3 protein-coding genes and 1 pseudogene are annotated in these 3174 nt (G+C 41.9%); 2 read left to right on the top strand and 2 right to left on the bottom strand.

The window, feature by feature from the left end:
* Window positions 1-672: pseudogene (locus tag Q0338_RS03995) on the bottom strand (hypothetical protein); the annotation flags it as partial.
* A gap of 33 nt (window positions 673-705) precedes the next feature.
* Window positions 706-1089 carry a flagellar assembly protein FliW gene (gene fliW / locus Q0338_RS03990; RefSeq protein ID WP_298085631.1) on the bottom strand — a complete coding sequence of 128 codons (384 nt, stop codon included), beginning with the start codon at window positions 1087-1089 and terminating at the stop codon, window positions 706-708.
* 149 nt (window positions 1090-1238) lie between these two features.
* Here fliW and bamD point away from each other — a divergent pair, with 149 nt between their 5' ends.
* Entirely contained in the window at window positions 1239-1886 is a 648-nt protein-coding gene (gene bamD / locus Q0338_RS03985) for an outer membrane protein assembly factor BamD (protein ID WP_298085630.1), read from the top strand.
* Between the two features lie 9 nt (window positions 1887-1895).
* The coding region (locus Q0338_RS03980; RefSeq protein ID WP_298085629.1) for an LON peptidase substrate-binding domain-containing protein at window positions 1896-3174 on the top strand (1279 nt) is incomplete at its 3' end.

The raw sequence follows: 3174 nt of genomic DNA, 5'->3' as shown, positions 1-3174 counted from the left end.
TTTTGTATCTTTTTCTAGGGCTTGTAGCGATTTGTAATCCATACCACCTCTACCATTAGGATACCCAAATTTTATCTGATTAAATCCTTTGATATTTTTAAAGTATTCTTTTATGGTGTTTTCGTAGCTATTCTGCTCTTTGGACCACCTTTGTACTATACTTGCTCCCCAGTATAGTCTGGCAAATATTATTTTTTCTCCTGTTATTTTTCTATCTATATCTGTTCCTATTTGATCTTTTCTATCTGAGAAGTTAAAAGTAGCCTTTGCGGAATTTTTTTCAAATGAACTACCGTCTTCTGTTTCAAACTCCACTGTTGTTATTGATGTTTTTTCTGTTGGATTATCTCTTGGATCTCGTGGTTGATAGTTGTAGTAAGTGCCTTGGTCACTATTGCCCTTGGTTTTAACTATTGAAGCTCCGATAGTCTCTATATCTCCATAGATTACTTTTTTTTCAGACCTTTTTCCTCCAATTATCTCATCTATCGTTCTTTTTGTTAAGGTTTTCTCTTCGTTATTGTCTATATAGCCATCTCGACCAATGCGAGTTTTTTCTTTTTCAATGGTTGTAATATTGTGACTAAATCCGTCTTGGTCTTTGTGTGTTCCAGCAAATAGAGAGCTGCTTAATGCAAATAAAGCAATCAGAACAATTTCTAATTTTTTCATTTTATATCCTTTTGTTTGGAGAAAGGCAGAATTTTATTGTTGTATAAAATCTGAAATTTTCTCGGCTTGTTTATAGTCTGGATAGTTATACACATCTAAAACCACCTGAGACAACGTCATATTTGTCATATTGCAAACGATAGGAGCGATGAAATTTACCGTCGATGTCTCGATCGGAGTGCTTACTACCATGATGTTGTAGATCCTTAGCTCGCTTTTGTCGTTTATGTCCATCAGTTCCTGATAGTACGTCGGTATATCAAATTCGTAATTTCTCAAGGCGTACGGGTTTATCGCGGTAAAAGACGTCTCATCGTCCTTGCTTTGAAGCTTTATGAAAAACTGATCTAATTCTTTTAACTCATAACTTTTGATGTGCTCAAAGCCTAAAATCGGACTTTTGACTTGAAAAACCATATACATCTCCTTAATTATACATTTACCTTTTACGCGAATTGTACCCAAATTTTTCTATTTTTAAGCATAAATAAAACAAAAATTTACCAAAAAGCAACAAAAACAATGGTAAAATAGCCCATTTAAAAAATTTAAATTTAAGGGAACGTATGAAAAATTTGATCAAATTTTTATCTGCGGTATTTTTTGTTTGTTTAATCAGCGGTTGTGCCGACAAATACACGGAGCTTTATAATTTAACGCCGGATCAGTGGTACTCCGAGATCATCGGCGATATCAAAAATCGCGACCTAGAAAGCGCCGACAAACACTACACGGCTATGTCTAGCGAACACGTAGCTAGTCCGCTTTTGGAGCAAATGCTACTAATCCTAGCCCAAGCTCACGCCAACGACGAAGAGTATTTGATGGCGAATTTTTACCTAGACGAATACCTTAAAAGATACGGAGATAGCGGCCCTAGGAGCGAATTTGCGCAGTATCTGAAAATAAAGGCGAATTTTGATTCGTTCTCGCAACCCAATCGAAACCAAAAGCTAATGCAAGACAGCATCGCCGAGATAGAAAAATTTCTCTACATCTACCCAAACACGCAGTATCGCCCGCTGATCGAAACTATGCTGGTTAAATTTAAGCTCGCGATCTACAACCTAGACATGCAGATAGCCGATCTATACGAACGCACTGGCAGGGACGAGTCGGCGCAAATTTATAAAGAAAAGGTGCAAGCATCGCCGCTAAATGACGCAAATATCGTGCTTCCGCAGCTTCCTTGGTATAGAAAAATGTTTGAATAGGAGCTAAATTTGCAAATTTACGAATCAAAAATGTTCCCAGCCCAGCTACCAGTCATCGTCGAGGACGAGCTATTTTTATATCCTTTTATGATCACGCCGCTTTTTTTGAGCGACGAGGAAAATATCGAGGCGCTAAATTTGGCTCTCGAGTCGCAGAGTCCTATCCTAGTCGTACCGACGAAGGCGCAAAACGAAGGCGCTCGAGAATTTGACTCCATCTACGACGCCGGCGTCATCGGCACCGTGATGAGGCGAGTACCGCTACCAGACGGTAGAGTGAAAATTTTATTTCAAGGAACGAGTAAGGGGCGCATAGTCTCAAGAGTATCCTCAAAGCCGCTGCAAGCCGTCGTGGACGTGCTGCATGAAAAAAGACCCGAAAATACCAAAAGCGACGCGCTACTAACCGTACTTCGCGAAAAGGTGCGAGATCTGGCCGCGCTTAGCCACTTTTTCCCGCCCGATCTTTTAAAAACGATAGAAGAGAGCGCCGAACCTAGCCGCGTTTGCGATCTGATTTTAAGCTCGCTAAGACTAAAGAAAAAAACGGCGTACGAGTTTTTTATCGAGGAAAATTTGGAGCAAAAGCTGCTAAAGCTCATCGACTACGTTATCGAGGAGATCGAGGCAAATAAACTCCAGCGCGAGATAAAAAACAAGGCTCACTCAAAAATAGATAAGGTAAATAAAGAGTACTTTCTAAAAGAGCAGCTAAAGCAGATACAGCAAGAGCTCGGCTCAGATACCAGCCGCGAGGAGGAGATCGAGGAGTACCGTAAGAAGCTGGAAGCTAAAAAGAAATTTATGGGCGAGGATGCGTATAAGGAGATAAAAAAACAAATCGACAAGCTATCGCGCATACATCCTGATTCTGCCGACGCAAACACGATACAAAGCTATCTGGACTGGGTAATCGAAATACCGTTTGAAAATACGGCAAATAAAAAACTAAGCGTGCAGGAAGTCGCAAAGCAGCTAAATGCCGATCACTACGGGCTTGAAAGGCCAAAGGATAGGATAGAGGAGTACTTTGCTCTGCGCGAGCTTTTGCAGTTACGAGGCGTCGCGGGCAAGGTAAATAACGGCGCGATCTTGTGCTTTGCGGGGCCTCCGGGCGTCGGTAAAACGAGTCTAGCAAACTCGATCGCAAAGGCGCTAAAGCGCGAGCTGGTGCGCGTGGCTTTGGGCGGCCTTGAGGACGTAAACGAGCTGCGCGGACACCGCCGCACATACATAGGCGCGATGCCCGGTCGTATCGTGCAGGGGCTCATCGAAGCAAAGCAGATGA

Origin of the sequence: uncultured Campylobacter sp. (genome assembly GCF_938018145.1) — a bacterium.
Taxonomy (GTDB): domain Bacteria; phylum Campylobacterota; class Campylobacteria; order Campylobacterales; family Campylobacteraceae; genus Campylobacter_A.
Note: the sequence above shows the minus strand (reverse complement) of the source record. Positions and strands in the feature narration are given on the sequence as shown.